The sequence below is a fragment of the Paenibacillus bouchesdurhonensis genome (assembly GCF_900155685.1).
GTDB classification, from domain to species: domain Bacteria; phylum Bacillota; class Bacilli; order Paenibacillales; family Paenibacillaceae; genus Fontibacillus; species Fontibacillus bouchesdurhonensis.
Genome location: NZ_LT732548.1, coordinates 2,229,739 through 2,243,039 on the forward strand (window position 1 = coordinate 2,229,739; position 13,301 = coordinate 2,243,039).

At 45.5% G+C, this 13,301-nt stretch carries 14 protein-coding genes; 5 read left to right on the plus strand and 9 right to left on the minus strand.

Annotated elements, in window-relative coordinates:
• Positions 1-22: 22 nt before the first annotated feature.
• Together manA and CZ379_RS14225 are read right to left on the minus strand one after the other, a co-directional pair.
• Positions 23-970: a mannose-6-phosphate isomerase, class I gene (manA, locus tag CZ379_RS14220; protein ID WP_110932212.1), complete on the minus strand. Its 948-nt coding sequence runs from the start codon at positions 968-970 to the stop codon at positions 23-25.
• Positions 971-1,004: 34 nt separating this feature from the next.
• On the minus strand, positions 1,005-1,919 hold the full coding sequence (locus tag CZ379_RS14225) for an ROK family protein (RefSeq protein WP_199925823.1): 915 nt from the start codon (positions 1,917-1,919) through the stop codon (positions 1,005-1,007).
• A gap of 116 nt (positions 1,920-2,035) precedes the next feature.
• On the opposite strand from CZ379_RS14225, the gene CZ379_RS14230 reads away from it, so the two are divergent.
• Positions 2,036-3,070 (plus strand): LacI family DNA-binding transcriptional regulator, encoded by a 1,035-nt coding sequence (locus tag CZ379_RS14230; RefSeq protein WP_110932214.1) that lies wholly within the window; start codon positions 2,036-2,038, stop codon positions 3,068-3,070.
• Positions 3,071-3,245: 175 nt separating this feature from the next.
• Here the strand turns inward: CZ379_RS14230 and CZ379_RS14235 are convergent, their stop codons facing one another.
• Positions 3,246-3,863 (minus strand): superoxide dismutase, encoded by a 618-nt coding sequence (locus CZ379_RS14235; protein ID WP_110932215.1) that lies wholly within the window; start codon positions 3,861-3,863, stop codon positions 3,246-3,248.
• 196 nt (positions 3,864-4,059) lie between these two features.
• Between CZ379_RS14235 and CZ379_RS14240 the strand changes: the two genes are divergently transcribed.
• Entirely contained in the window at positions 4,060-4,338 is a 279-nt protein-coding gene (locus CZ379_RS14240) for a YuzB family protein (protein ID WP_199925614.1), read from the plus strand.
• A gap of 438 nt (positions 4,339-4,776) precedes the next feature.
• Here CZ379_RS14240 and CZ379_RS14245 read toward each other — a convergent pair whose 3' ends face one another.
• Both CZ379_RS14245 and trhO read right to left on the minus strand, forming a co-directional pair.
• Positions 4,777-5,409 carry a helix-turn-helix transcriptional regulator gene (locus CZ379_RS14245; RefSeq protein WP_110932216.1) on the minus strand — a complete coding sequence of 211 codons (633 nt, stop codon included), beginning with the start codon at positions 5,407-5,409 and terminating at the stop codon, positions 4,777-4,779.
• 25 nt (positions 5,410-5,434) lie between these two features.
• On the minus strand, positions 5,435-6,328 hold the full coding sequence (gene trhO, locus CZ379_RS14250) for an oxygen-dependent tRNA uridine(34) hydroxylase TrhO (protein WP_110932217.1): 894 nt from the start codon (positions 6,326-6,328) through the stop codon (positions 5,435-5,437).
• Positions 6,329-6,449: 121 nt separating this feature from the next.
• On the opposite strand from trhO, the gene CZ379_RS14255 reads away from it, so the two are divergent.
• Positions 6,450-7,151, plus strand: a complete 702-nt coding sequence (locus CZ379_RS14255) for a PIG-L deacetylase family protein (protein ID WP_110932218.1) — start codon at positions 6,450-6,452, stop codon at positions 7,149-7,151.
• 96 nt (positions 7,152-7,247) lie between these two features.
• On the opposite strand, the gene CZ379_RS14260 is transcribed toward CZ379_RS14255, so the two are convergent.
• Together CZ379_RS14260 and CZ379_RS14265 are read right to left on the minus strand one after the other, a co-directional pair.
• Positions 7,248-7,790 carry a DoxX family protein gene (locus CZ379_RS14260; protein ID WP_110932219.1) on the minus strand — a complete coding sequence of 181 codons (543 nt, stop codon included), beginning with the start codon at positions 7,788-7,790 and terminating at the stop codon, positions 7,248-7,250.
• Between the two features lie 256 nt (positions 7,791-8,046).
• Positions 8,047-8,814 carry a polysaccharide deacetylase family protein gene (locus tag CZ379_RS14265; RefSeq protein ID WP_110932220.1) on the minus strand — a complete coding sequence of 256 codons (768 nt, stop codon included), beginning with the start codon at positions 8,812-8,814 and terminating at the stop codon, positions 8,047-8,049.
• 154 nt (positions 8,815-8,968) lie between these two features.
• Here CZ379_RS14265 and CZ379_RS26235 point away from each other — a divergent pair, with 154 nt between their 5' ends.
• Positions 8,969-9,130, plus strand: a complete 162-nt coding sequence (locus tag CZ379_RS26235) for a hypothetical protein (protein ID WP_199925615.1) — start codon at positions 8,969-8,971, stop codon at positions 9,128-9,130.
• 108 nt (positions 9,131-9,238) lie between these two features.
• Here the strand turns inward: CZ379_RS26235 and CZ379_RS14270 are convergent, their stop codons facing one another.
• Entirely contained in the window at positions 9,239-9,904 is a 666-nt protein-coding gene (locus tag CZ379_RS14270; protein ID WP_110932221.1) for a flagellar brake protein, read from the minus strand.
• A gap of 143 nt (positions 9,905-10,047) precedes the next feature.
• Here CZ379_RS14270 and CZ379_RS14275 point away from each other — a divergent pair, with 143 nt between their 5' ends.
• Entirely contained in the window at positions 10,048-12,066 is a 2,019-nt protein-coding gene (locus tag CZ379_RS14275; RefSeq protein ID WP_110932222.1) for a bifunctional diguanylate cyclase/phosphodiesterase, read from the plus strand.
• 67 nt (positions 12,067-12,133) lie between these two features.
• On the opposite strand, the gene CZ379_RS14280 is transcribed toward CZ379_RS14275, so the two are convergent.
• Positions 12,134-13,270, minus strand: coding sequence for a response regulator (locus tag CZ379_RS14280; protein ID WP_110932223.1), 1,137 nt, complete (start codon positions 13,268-13,270; stop codon positions 12,134-12,136).
• Between the last annotated feature and the right edge of the window lie 31 nt (positions 13,271-13,301).

Consider the following 13,301-nt stretch of genomic DNA (forward strand, 5'->3'; position numbering starts at 1 on the left):
CGCATTATATGTTTGTGGCAGGTTATTCCGATGAAATGATTAGCTGCATAGATCCGCTGAGCACGTAAGGGCCAAAGGAGATGGGAAGAATGAAATGATCTCCTTTGTTCAACGAGTATTGATGATCCGCGATGCTTAATTGCCCCTGGCCCTCTATAACGCTGCAAATCGTGTACTTTGTGCTGGCCTCAAGGTTAGCAGCGCCATCGATTTCCCATTTTTGCACGGTAAAAAATTCATTCGATACAAAGGAAGTAATCGTTATTCCTTCCCGGGCAAAGATATCATAGGTTTCCTGTTTGTACGACTGGGGAACTGTAGTGACATCAATCGCTTTCTCCAGGTGAAGCTCGCGTGTATTTCCGTCTTTGTCCGTACGATCATAATCGTAAACACGATAAGTTGTATCAGAGCTCTGCTGCGTCTCAAGAACGACAATTCCTTTGCCCAGCGCATGAATCGTACCGCTAGGCACATAGAAGAAGTCGCCGGCCTGAACTTTAACCTTGGTCAGAAATTTCCCCCAGTTCCCTTCCTCGATCCACTTTATAAGCTGTTCTTTGGAACTAGCTTCATGGCCGTAAATGATCTCCGCGCCCGGCTCTGCATCAACGATATACCAGCACTCGGTCTTGCCTAATTCGCCGTTCTCATGCTCGCCTGCATACTGATCATCCGGATGAACCTGTACAGATAAATCGTCAGAGGCGTCTAGAATCTTGGTTAGCAATGGAAAAACCGCTGAATTGGATTGGAATAATTCCTGATGAGATGTCCATAGCTCTCCCAGGGGTAAGCCTTTGTATGGTCCTTCCTTGACTACGCTTTGTCCATTAGGATGCGCGGATACCGCCCAGCATTCCCCTGTCTTTGCATTAGGGATTTCATAGCCGAATAGCTCGGCCAGCTTGCTTCCGCCCCAAATGCGCTCTTGAAATACAGGTTCTAGAAAAATTGGTTGTTGATTCATTAGGGTAACTTCCTTTCTTTGCTTTCAATTGTATTTAATATTTCGTATGGATTAGGGCAGCTGCGCCGATCAGACCAGCATCCTGATTCAAAGCAGCGGGCACAATGGGGGTGCTCTGCCCAGATGGGTTCAACGCGCAGTTCTGCACATAGTCCTGTACAGCGCTAAACAACGGTTCGCCTACCTGTGATACACCTCCGCCAATCACTACTTTCTCCGGGTCGAACGTGTTGATCAACGTGACGCAGCCAATGCTGATATAGCGAAATACTTGGTCGACGAGCTTCTTCATGTCGGCACAACCTTCATCTGCCATCTCGAACACCTCTTTGGAGGTGACGTCCCTGCCGAGCAGGCGGGAGGCATTCCTCGCAATAGCTGTGCCGGAGGCGATAAATTCCCAGCAGCCCTGCTGGCCGCATACGCAGTCGCCGGCGGAAGGATCGATAACGAGGTGCCCGACATCTCCGGCATTTCCTGTCGAGCCGGTAATCAGCTTGCCGTGAGAGAATATCCCTGCGCCAATGCCTGTGCTGATCGTAATGAAAATGAAATGGTCGGCGTCTTGGGCCGCACCTTGCCACTTCTCCGCGAGGGCAGCGGCTGTGGCATCGTTCTCAAACGTAATCGGCAGCTCAAAATGCCTCTTCAAGGAATCCATCAGGGGAAAATTATGCCAAGCAGTCATATTTGGAGGCTTTACGATATGACCTGTCTTCGTATTCAAAGGACCGGGTGCTCCGACCCCGATGCCGGCAATCTGAGCTTCATTTAGTTTATACTCCGTAAGCAATTGCTTGGCTGCATCGGCGATGCGGCTTACCATATCATGCGGGTTAATCGATAGGTCTGTAGGCAGAGATGTCTTTGTACATATTGTCCCAAGCGAGTCTACGATCCCGATGGCTGTCTTAGTACCGCCGATATCGATGCCTATCGCGTATTTCACTTCCAAGTCGAATACCTCCTGTATTACATTATTCTTTACTTTACAAACTTGACAATATTGATTTTTGTAAAGTATATTTAGGTCAAGTTTATCATGTTTTGAAAGGATTGAAAAGAATGGCCCGGAGAAAGAAAATATCCATGCAGGATATCGCTGATAAGTTGGAAATTTCTAAAAATGCCGTGTCGCTAGCGCTGACGAATAAGAAGGGGGTTAGCGACGAATTGCGCAGCCGCATTATCCATACTGCAAAGGAAATGGGGTATGGATCGTATGCAATCAGCGAGAGCAGCGATTCTAACATTCTTGTACTCGTTCCAGAACGAATTATGAGTTATCAGGATAACGATCATTTTCAATTTTTTCATGATATGATTTGGGGCTTGGAGAAAAGCATTCGAAGCAAAGGCTTCAATGCCGTTATTGCTCCTATCGATCGCGAATCCGAGCATCGCCTTCAACTGCCGCGCTTGTTTACGGATATTTCATATCGAGGCATTATATTGTTTGGAATTACGCGTCCTGAATATGCACGTCTAGTTTGGGAGCAGGATGTTCGGCTCGTGATGATGGATTCTTATTATCGAGAGCTGCCTTGTCCGGTTGTAGCCTCAGCGAATATGGAAGGAGCATATGAAGCAGTGTCTTATCTCATCGAATGCGGCCATAATGACATTGGATTTATTGGCCCTGTCAATTTAACGACCAGTCATGAGGAGCGCTGGCTAGGCTATTGGAAGGCAATGCAAAGCGGAGGGCTTAAGATTAGAGGGGAACATTGTTTGACCTCATCGGTGGGCTATGATTACACGGTAGAGGAAATATCGTCCTTTCTATCCGGGCTTGAAGAGCGGCCAAGCGCTTTTTTCTGCAGCAATGACCGGATTGCCTATATCTTGGCAGAGCTTCTACAGGAGAAGAACGTTGGGGTTCCTGAGGATGTATCGATTGCGGGATATGATGATCTCCAGTATGACAGCAGCTCGGGGGTGGATATGACGACGATGCGTGTAGAGAAAGAGAGGATGTGTGATGCCGCAGCGACGATGCTTCTATCGCTAACAGAACCGTCCCGGGAAGCCGTCCGCTGGAGTATAGCTTCAACACTGGTCGTTCGCTCATCTGTGCAGAGAAGGGAGAATAAGCCGTAGGGCATAACTGCAGTGCGGCGGTGAGACGGTTGATGGCTGGATGGCGACGGTAGAATAGGTAGATAATCATTAAGCGTCTGGATTACATGGATCACATGAACCCCATCGCATGAGGCATAATAAACGGCCGTCTCTTTAAAGAGACGGCCGCTGTATTTCATACTGTCGTGTATTATTATTTGCTTAGAGCTGCTTCATAACGCTTCTCAACTTCAGACCAGTTGACGACGTTGAAGAATGCTGCGATGTAGTCAGGACGTTTGTTTTGATATTTCAAGTAGTATGCATGCTCCCATACATCCAGACCCAAAATTGGGGTTTTACCCTCCATAATTGGGGAATCCTGATTAGGCAGGCTGTAAACGGACAGTTTGCCGTCTTTGTCTACCGCCAAGAATGCCCAGCCGCTTCCAAAACGAGTTGTAGCTGCTTTTGTAAAGTCTTCTTTGAACTTGTCAAAGCCGCCAAGTTCGTTGTTAATAGCGTCAGCAAGCTTGCCGGACGGCTGTCCGCCGCCGTTTGGCCCAATCGTTTCCCAGAACAGGGAGTGGTTGGCATGGCCGCCGCCGTTATTGCGAACCGCAGTACGGATGCTTTCAGGAACACTGTCCAGGTCAGCGATCAGGTCTTCCAGAGATTTGGATTGAAGCTCAGGAGCAGATTCCAATGCTGCGTTCAGGTTCGTTACGTAAGTATTGTGATGGCGATCATGGTGAATCATCATCGTTTGCTCGTCGATATGTGGCTCGAGCGCGTTATTCGGATAAGGTAGAGCAGGTAATTGGTGTGCCATAATTTAATTCATCCTCTCTATTTGTATGTAATGCCTCTTTTCATTCTCACAATGATTATTATAAATACTTACGAACACTTAGTCAACTTATATGTATGTTAAGTATATTAAATGGGTAGTTAGTATTGACAAACGATAGGACGTTCATCATAATTATTGAACTGTGTAACGATATCGTATATTTGGGGTGAATACCGTGGGCTTGGGGATCGTTGTAGTAGAAGTATGCGATAGCAATTTGCTCAGCTCGCTAGAGCTGGAACAGCTAGAAGAGGAATATCCCGAGATAGCGGTTCTTCGCTTGGATTGTCTTAATTTATGCGGGCTGTGCAAGCTAAGGCCCTATGCTATGGTCAATGGCAAGCGGGTATTCGCCAAGACGGTCGAAGAATGCGTGCAGCTTATTAAGCAGACTATTGAGGAGGAACTCAGGGCCTTTGACAATATAGATGGTTTAGATGATATAGATATATAGAGTAGTTTCCCTATAATTAATAACTCCTTAATAGCTCAACTTTCGCAGCTTGAAATCTGCAAATAAGCCTTAATGTGACTGGACAGAGCTGGGATCTGTTGATGGAATTGACAATGTAAGCATATCGGGTGCTGCGAAAGCGCTCGTTCAGCGTCCTGATCCAAGTGGAAAGGAACTTAATCGATCGGTCTACGTTCGCTGTATTAACGAGTGGGGCATCATTGCCCAACAAAATTTCGTCAAGCCGTTTATCTCCTTACCTTAAAAAACGTTACACCTAGGTTAAGTCTTTTTTAAATCAACGATACACCTAAGTTCAATTTTTTCGCTGCGAAAGTTGACTTATTAACCTAAGCGAGCAAAAGAAAACCTTCAGCGCTAAAATTGACGGCTCCGAAGGTTTTTGTTATTAACGAAATATGAATTTCAGATATTTACTTATTTACGATTGGAAATAATATAAATGCATCTTTCTCCGTCCTGGGCCAGGCACTCCGTACGCTTGACCTCTGTGTCCAGCAATGATTTGAATAGGCTTAATTCGCATTCACAAGCGTGATTATAACGGTTAGCGATCTGAGAAATCGGGCAGTTATGCTCCTTCAGAACGTAATCTCCGTCTTCATTTTGCTCGCATTCAGTCATATAGCCGTTCTCGTTTTGAATCTGAGCGAGCATTTTTACTTTTTCGGCAAAAGGAATTCCTTCCATGCTGCTCTCATATTGCAATTTAAGCTTATCACGACGTTTTTCAAAGAGCAGCTTGATCGTTTCTTCGCCGCCCTCATTTTCCAGTTCTCCCAGCAGGTCGAGGGTCAAGGAATGGTAGTTTTTTGGGAAAAGGCCTTCAGCCAGTTCAGTAAGTCCAAATACCGATGTAGGCCTGCCCAGCGTCTGGCGGATCATTTTGGACTCAATCAGCCCGTCGCGCTCCATTGTGCCAAGATGGCGCCTAACCGCCATTTCTGTGATTTGCAATTCGGACGTAATTTCTTTGGCGCTGAGAGGGCCGGATATTTTCAGCATATGCAGAATCCGTTCTCTCGTCGGCAGCTCATTAATTTGGTTCATAATGACACTCCTTGCTAGAATGACATTAGCCGTTGTTTACAGCTAGCACCGCTTCCCGGCATTTGCTGCTGCAGAATCCGTGATGCTCTTCCTCGCAGGCTTCGCAGCAAACGTGCTGGAGATTGCAGACAGGGCAGTTGATATAGCGATCATTCGTTTCGCCGCAATGGTAGCAGCTGGCGATGACTATATCCTCTTCCGTCCGATTGATCGGCACGGAAATCCGTTCGTCAAATACGTAGCATTTGCCATCGAACAGATGACCCTTCACTTCGGGATCTTGGCCATAAGTGACGATTCCGCCTTCCAATTGAGCCACGTCTTTAAAGCCTTCATGCAGCAGGAAGCCGGTTAATTTCTCGCAGCGGATTCCCCCTGTACAATAAGTCAAAATTTTCTTATCCTTATATTGACTTAGGTTTTCGCGTATCCAGTCTGGGAACTCACGGAAGGATTCCACCTCTGGACGAATAGCGCCGCGAAAATGGCCGATATCGTATTCATAGTCGTTGCGGCCGTCAATGATGATGACATCTTCCTGCTCTAGCTGCTCGTGGAATTCGACCGGCGACAGCCGTTTTCCGCTAATTTTATTCGGATCAAGCTCATGCTCATAGCGGAAAGTGACCAGCTCATTCTTGTGGCGAACGAACATTTTTTTAAAGGCATGGCCCTCAATTTCATCGATTTTGAATACGATGTCGTGAAATAGAGGATTGGCCCGCAGATCGTTCATGTATTTCTCCGTTTGCTCTATTGTCCCGGATACGGTTCCATTGATTCCTTCGGAAGCGATAAGGATGCGCCCTTTGAGTCCGAGATCTTTGCAATATTGCAAATGCTCTGCGGTAAACGATTCTGGAGATTCGATGTGTACAAATTTATAATATAGTAACACGCGGTATGCGGGTTTGCTCATTTTAATCACCTATCTATATTGGATTCTTCTGAATTGTAGTGAATTTTAACAACTTAGTCAATATTAAAGTATAGTAAGTATAGTAACGAAAATCTACAGGATAATTTAAGGAGACATATTTATGCAGCGAACAGTTGGCTTTATTTATGCACATCCAGATGATGAAACCTTCGGCTGCTCTTTTCTGATTCGGCAAATTTCGGACGAGGGAGCAGCAGCAGTGCTGTTGACGGCGACACAGGGAGAGGCAGGGAAGAGCGGCAGGCTCGGATCGATGACTCCGGAACAGCTAGCCGCGATCAGGGAACAAGAATTGCAGCGGGCAGGGGAGATTTTGGGCATTGCTGAGATCGAGCACTTAAGAATGGGCGACGGCAAATTGCGAGAAATGAAACAGGAGGTGCTCGTCGACCATATTGTCGCATTTCTCAACAAGCATCAGGCCGAGGTGGTTGTTACTTTTCCTGCAGACGGGATCTCAGGCCATCCGGATCATATTGCCATTCATCATGCGGTAAATAAGGCGGTTTTCAGCGGGGCCTGCCGCTTCGTTCAGAAGCTCTATTACAACTTGATGGGGCTGCCGGATGCCAAAGCGGCGGGAGCTGCAGTGCTGGAGCTAAAAGGAGAGGGGCAGCAGGAAGTTAAGGCGAAGGCATTGGCTGCTCATGATTCCCAGATTTTATCGATCGAGCGGGTATTCGGCAAGCTGGATGACGGCCCGCCTTGGCATTTCGCGCCGGAATTGTTCCAGCTCGTGTGGGAACGGGGAAGCTTCCATCCGGCAAAGCAAGAGCATTCCATCTTTGATGATTTGGCATAGGAACATTACCTTCGATTAAAAGCGTCAGAAAAAAGGCTGCTCCTCAAAGGGAGGAACAGCCTTCTTTGCTATGGATTGTGGCGATTCAACTTGTGCTTATGCGCTGTGGTTTACTTTTAGTTGCGGCTTGCCAGCAGGCGTCTCTGTCTTAATTACCGCTTTTCTTTTGTTAAACAGTCCGCGAAGGTAAGGGAGCACATAGTAGTCAAGTCCGATTTTTCCTGCGTTAGCTGCTGCTGCGATAATCAGGACTTCCAGCAGGAGCATTTGAGCGTTTGTGCTTACTGTACCCGAGAAGAGGAACGCAGCGTTCATAACTAGACCCATCAGTGCTGCAAAAGTGGTGAAGGTACCTAGGATCAAACCGATTCCGACTAGAAATTCCCCGTAAGGAACGAGAATATTAAAGACGTCTACGCCTGGGAGTGCAACATTTTCTAGGAATACGCCCCACCAGCCTTGCACTGTGGGATTCTCACCAGTACTCTTGGCGATGGCTCCAGTAAGGTAGCCCCCAGCATCAAAACCGCCTGTAATTTTGCCCCACCCTGCTTTCATCCATGCTACACCGAGATAAATCCGAATAACTGTCAGGAACCACATTGCAAATTTATTTGTTCTTAGGAAATTGTTAAACATAATTACCACTCCTTGTTCTGATGTCGATTTTTGATGTTTTGTTTGTTTTTAGGGATGATCATCTTTGATGTCTTTAGTATAAGTGATATTTTTCACAATGCATGTGATTTAAATCACAATTATTAAATTTTTAATAAATAAGTTTTTATATATTATCGAAAAGTAGCGGAGAAGCTGATCCTTCTCCGCTTTGACTTTAGATTTTGGCGAGATATCCATCCTCATGAGTACTAACAACAGAGGCGCCGATGACAAATTAGTGAATGACTTTTTTCAACTGGAGATCTGGCGTCACTTTATGGGTTAACAGCTCGGATACTGTCACGAAGGAATAGCCCTGCTTTTTGAGCTCCGGCAAAATCTGTTTCAACGCCTCGATCGTTTGCGTACTATTAGCTACAAAATCATGCATGAGGACAATGTCGCCGCTGCGTGTACCCGTGAGTACTCTTTTGACGATTTTGTCCACGCCCGGAGCTTTCCAGTCTTTCGTATCCTGATGCCAAGACCAGAGAATGAACTTTAAATCGTTCTGCTTGGAAACGTTAATGAGCGCTTCATTATAAAATCCGCCCGGGGGACGAAAGAGCACGGATTTATAGCCGGTTGCCTGGAAAATAGCCTGCTGGGTTTTACTAAGTTCGTTTTGCATATTACCTTTGCTCATGCCTCGAAACAAAGGATGACGATAGGAGTGGTTGCCGACCTCATGTCCGCGGGCCAACTGCATTTGGACAATTTCAGGGTATCTCTCGACCCGTTCCCCCACAACAAAAAAGGTAGCTTTAGCATTATATTGATCAAGTACGTCTAAAATTTGCGCCGTCTGGCGATGATCCGGTCCGTCATCAAACGTGAGAGCAATGCATTTATCCTCGGTTGGAACCTCCCAAACGATATCCCCGCGCTCCTCATAATAAGCTCTATCCTTGAGATGGAATGTCGGGTGAGCGGACGTAAGGTGAGGGTTCAAGGAAAAGGCTATTGTGAACATCAGAATCAGCAATCGTGTGTATTTAGACATCTAAACGCAATCCTCCATTACGCGGTTTGTTAGCAAACGTCTAGTTATTTTGCTGCAATGCCAAGATTTTATCCCTGTTTTGGCACAACTACATATACAAGCAGGCTTGTTGGAAGGAGATGTCGAATAAGATGGTTGTGGGGAGGTGATGAGGATGAAGAGGAACAGTGTAAAAACATTCTTCAACACAAATATTGGTGATCTTGAAAAGGAGATCAATGACTGGCTGTACGAGAACAGAAGATTTACCGTCCAGTCTATACAGTATTCCGCCGAAGGAAACCACTTCAGCGCCCTTGTATGGTATTTAGTGTAATCATTCTTCCTCGTATAAACGAACCAAAAAAACCTTTGAAGCCAACGGCTTCAAGGGTTTATGGTGTTGGGCTCCGCCACAGCTGACCCGATCCCCTCTAAAGAGCAGCTACAAAGAATAGTTCTTAAGCTTGTTTCTCGCCTCAACCTGCTTAAATAAACAATACTTGATTATATCCGAGCGGATCGATTCCTTCATGTGAACAAATTCAAGCGAGATTTTATAGTTGTTGTCCGGCAGCTTGGCACAGTTTACGATTTTTCCATGAAATTCGATTATATTTTGGGAGTTGTTTGTTTCAAGATGCATGATGCCGGCTATGAGCATCTCTGTCTCAACTGCAAAATCGCAGAGGAAAGACAGTCCTCCCCCGCTGATATCCTTTGTCGTCACCTTAATAAATTCATCTTCCTCAGAGCGCTCTATGGATTTGAGGTTTAAATTTAATTCCACCTCGACAGGAACGCGGAAGAAACGCCTTCTTTGGGCCTTTTTTATACGGTCAACAGAGGGAGTTTGGAATGATAGCTGATTGCGCTGTAAATAAATTTGGGTATCGAAAGAGTATAGCACTCGCTCTTCATTATGAAAATATACAGTTACAGACATCTGACTTGTCACAGACAAATATCGGTTCATTCGATTGATTGGCTTTTGTATGTAAATGCGGTTGTGATCTTGATGGATAATTTGTGTTTTATACATGACTCCTTCAAAGGTTTGAAGCTCAAGTAGTTGGCCTTTCCAAAATTCGACCATAGCCGATCCTTCCATGATTTATCTCCTTTCGCCAGTATTGCGCTTATTCGATTACAACAAATTCAACTCTACAATACCTATACATTACAAGCGATCCCGGGGCTGTCAAGTTTTTGTAGAGCCCATTCTTTTAAAATATTGGGTAAGGGGGGGAATCAATGAACATAGAAGGCAGTTATAATTTCTATATTGTGGCACTTTCAGTAATCATTGCAGTATTGGCATCGTACTCGGCTCTAAGCATAGCGACAAAGATTTCTCTCGCGAACGGAAAAACCCGGTTCTTCTGGCTGCTGGCGGGCTCCTTAGTCATGGGCAACGGCATTTGGTCGATGCATTTTGTTGGGATGCTGGCTTATCATACGCATATGACTGTTCATTACGATATCTGGCTTACGCTAGGTTCGCTGTTAGCAAGTGTAATCGCTTCATTTATAGCATTTTATATTACCATGCCCCGTAATATTAATTGGTATAAAATCGCTGGAGGCGGCTTCATCATGGGAAGCGGAATCGTTACGATGCATTATATGGGGATGGAAGCCATGATCATGCCCATCGATATATATTATGATCAAACTCTGCTGGTGCTGTCAGTTATTATTGCCTTATTCGCATCTTATGCGGCATTAATGCTTTTCTTGCGTTTTCGAAGCGGATCATCGACAAGCTGGGCTAAGTGGCTGTCGGCAGCCATTATGGGCATCGCCATTTGCGGGATGCATTATACGGGAATGGAAGCCGTCAAGCTCCAGCATCCAGCGACGGCCGAAGCAGCGGCACAAACGTCAACGGGACTAGACCTGTTTTTGCTGTTCGGCGTTACGCTTGTCATCTTTATCATTCTGCTCGTATCCTGGGGAGCATTGTTCTTTGATCGGCACGTACTGGAGAAACTAGCCTATCTCGACTCGATTACCGGACTGCCCAACCGCAACGAAATGAATCGCTTCTTCGATTCGCATGTAGGCACCGAAAAGATCGGAGTTCTATTTCTAGATTTGGATCAATTCAAAGCGATAAATGATACGCTCGGCCATAACATAGGGGACTTGCTCATTCAAGAGGTCGGCATCCGTCTTCGTCAATTCATTCGCGAGGATCAGCAGGCATTCCGCATCGGTGGCGATGAGTTTCTATTTATTATCAAGTATTGCAATGTGGCGCGCGCGGAACAACTGGCCCACAAAATTCTGCAGAGCATTAAGCAAGTATACTATATTGAAGGCAATGAATTATACGTCACAGGCAGCATCGGCATTAGCATCGGCTCGATTCAGGATTCCAACCGCTCCGTACTGCTCAAGACAGCGGATACAGCGATGTATAGGGCAAAAGGGCTAGGGAAGAACCAGTTCTGCTTCTACAGTGAAGAGATGGGCCTTCAATTAGTGCGCAGAATGGAGCTTGAGAAAGATCTTCAGCTTGCCTTGGAAAATAATCAGTTTTTCATTATGTATCAGCCTAAATGGAACGTAAGAACCAACAGTCTGGTCGGATTCGAAGCGCTTATCCGCTGGCAGCATCCTCGGCTTGGACTGGTTGCACCTGGGGAGTTCATCCAAATCGCTGAAGGAACGGGTCTCATCGTACCCATGACTAGATGGGCGCTGGAGGAGGCCTGCCGCCAATGCAAAGTATGGCAGTCTAAGGGACTGCATCAACCGGTTTCCGTTAATTTATCGGTTCGCTTGTTTCAAACCGACAGCTTGCTAGAACTCGTGCAAAACGTGTTGGACAAGGTTGAACTAGCTCCTCATCTGCTCGAACTGGAAATTACCGAATCGATGGTTCTATACGATATTAACGATATCATTCGTCAGCTCCAAAGCATTCGCAAGCTTGGCGTGCGTGTATCCATGGATGACTTCGGAACAGGATATTCTTCGATTGGACTGCTTGACCGGATTCCCATCGACGCATTGAAGCTGGATCGTTTATTTACAAACGATTTAGAGAATCCGAGCAAACGGGCAATCATTAACGCGATCATTATGATGGCTGACAATCTTCAGCTTGATGTCATCGCTGAAGGCGTCGAAAACCAAGAGCATATTGAATTTTTGGCTCAGCTGGGCTGCCATGTGATGCAAGGATATTATTACGGCAAGCCGATGAGAGAAACTGATATTGACGAATGGGTCAGAACTAATGAACACAATATGAGTGTAGTCTGACTGCCGGGAAATTGCAAAATCTGAACCGTTTTTTGGCAGCCCCCTTAAAATCAGCGACATGCTAGGATCATTCTTCATGCTCCAGCTTCCAATTGTCGTACCAGTCTGTAATATATGTACTTGGCTGTTCATTGAATTCTTCAAGTAAAATAGCAACAAGCAGGCGATACTGCCGGTGAACAGCCAAAGAATTTTTATTCGAAGCGAAAATTTTCATCAGCGCAAAATGAGCTTCTTCCGCTATAGGGTGCTGATGGCAAATCTCCAGGTATTTCTCCACGGCCTTCGATTGCTGATGGTTTGACATATACCATTCCGCCATTCGAAATGAGGTGCGGAGCCATAGCATTTTCAACCTCTGTCGTTCACTCTCTGCCCACCAGTAATCGTATTCCTTCAAATAGTCATCTTTAAATAATTTCATCATATCCACATAATCAGTAATCGTTCTGCTCGTCAAAGGCAGGCTGGACACAATAAAATTCTCCCATTCTTCGACATCCAGCAGCACATTATTTAAATTTAAAACATATCCGTCCACCGAGTTCGTGAGTGAAAAATAGTCCTCGAATTGCTCCAATGTTTTTCGAATGTGGTAAATGACCGTATACAATAAGGAATAGGCTCTGTTTGGTTCATATTCAGGCCAAAGTAATTCAATTAAAGTCGATTTGCGAATGAATTGTCCCCGGCATTGCAGCATGTACAAGAACAATTCCTGAGCTCGGGTCGTCCGCCAACGCAGCGGCGGCACTTGCTTCTCTTTAAGAATCATCTGAAAATGGCCTAGCATTTTTATTTGCAGCGATTGGTTTTGCTGAGCAAGCCGATCTAAATCAAACGCAGTATGTGAATGATCGATCCGCTGGATCGTATTCATCAATCTTTCCAATTTGACGGGCTTTAATAAATAATCCAAAGCGTTAAGCTCAAAGGCTCGTACGGCATATGCTTCGTAACCAGTTACAAACACGATTTTTAAATGAGGTTTAACCTGTAAAATTTCTTCGGCCAATTGAATTCCGTCCGTTTCGGGGAGTTGGATATCCAGAAAAACCAGATCGATCGATTGATTAAGTATCTCTTTCTTTCCTAAAGCCGGATCGGAAAACTTCCCCACAATTTCAATTTCAGGAATTTGCATTAACTGGTGTTCTAGGTAGTCCAGTGCAATAACTTCATCATCCAGAAGAATAACTTTCATCGCGCTCTCCCTACATATGTAATAACATCTG